Origin of the sequence: Psittacicella gerlachiana (genome assembly GCF_003585965.1) — a bacterium.
In the GTDB taxonomy this organism is placed as follows: Bacteria; Pseudomonadota; Gammaproteobacteria; order Enterobacterales; family Psittacicellaceae; genus Psittacicella; species Psittacicella gerlachiana.
The window spans coordinates 1-1,318 of record NZ_NRJF01000299.1 but is presented as its reverse complement, the minus strand read 5'-3'; the positions used below and the strand labels follow the sequence as shown (position 1 = coordinate 1,318).

The window sequence follows — 1,318 nt, the reverse complement described above, 5'->3', positions numbered from 1 at the left end:
AAAGAAAAATTACTTAATATAGATATTTTTAAAATATCAATCTTATCTTTAAGTCTACTATCTCTTGATGTCATTGCAACTAACTTAATAAAGTTAGATAAAGAGAAATTTACATTCTCGTCAAATTTAAATGGTAGCGTGTATTTCAATCATGATAAGTATAAATCAACTGGCTCTGATTACACACTCACAGAAGTAATTAAAAGGAGAAAATATAATCTTGATTTAACTTCTAAAGTTTACCTCAAAGATTATAAATTCTCAGTTGGTGTTAATGTTGGTTATCTTCGTATAAACAATGAATTATGGGAAGGTCAGTACTATAATAAGACCAAGGGATTAAATCGTTTTAATCTTTTTATAGATCACCCTTCATATGGCAATTTATTAATAGGTCGTTTTGATCTTATAAATGAAGACTATCCTATGCAAGTTGTCAAAGGGATTAGATTTGATAAGTCTCCTACAGATTTTGGTAAATGGGGGAAAGTAACTTCAGCAATTGGCGTTGGTGTTGCTCGTTTACAACTTGATGATCCAAATACAGATTTCAAGACCTCGTTTCTATCTTTAGGTTATATGTCAGAGAATAATAACTTTACACTTGAGGTTATGGGGTTTATTGGTAAGTTTGATGAAAAGAAAATGTACTCTTGGAAATATCTTCCGGAAACAGCTGAACCATCTTTAGAGGGTATTTATGTAAGTGGAGTTCCAAGAATATCAGGTTTAAGTGCTGAAAATAATATAAAGTATAAAAACTTTAATTTTAATTTAAATGTACAAGCCTATAAATTGGAAAATATACCCTTTATTCTCTATCGTGGGGTTTACTATCATAATGATACAGTCCCATTAATAGATAGAGTAGACAATACTTACATTTATAGCCAAGATATTACATTTACTTATAATGCAAGCTTAACCTATAAATTCACGAGATATTTCGACTTAGGTATAAATTATATTCACGAGAAATATAAGAGTAGTTCTCCTGGCAATCTACACGAAGTTACTCGTAAATATAATACGGTTGCTTTATTTGCTAAGTTATATCCATTTGTAGATTATTATAGTTTCTTAAAAGATAGCTATTTTAAAATAGAAATTGGAAAAACTAGACATAATATTGTTTTTAAAGATGAAGATGCTGATGTATTTTCTGAAAAAGATAACTTTAACTCCATATTTTTAACCTATGAGTTAAAATTTTAATTACTAACGCTTTACGTACCATTCATATGGTACGTTTTTTATTCTTTTAAGAAAATTATTAGTAAATATACTCATAAAAATAAAACTTTCCCCTCTCTGAAGC

1 protein-coding gene is annotated in these 1,318 nt (G+C 28.4%); it reads left to right on the top strand.

Annotated elements, in window-relative coordinates; translation table 11 throughout:
- Positions 1-1,215, top strand: a 1,215-nt coding sequence (locus CKF59_RS07795; RefSeq protein ID WP_222985728.1) for a hypothetical protein, incomplete at its 5' end; no start/stop codon positions are given.
- Positions 1,216-1,318 lie beyond the last annotated feature (103 nt).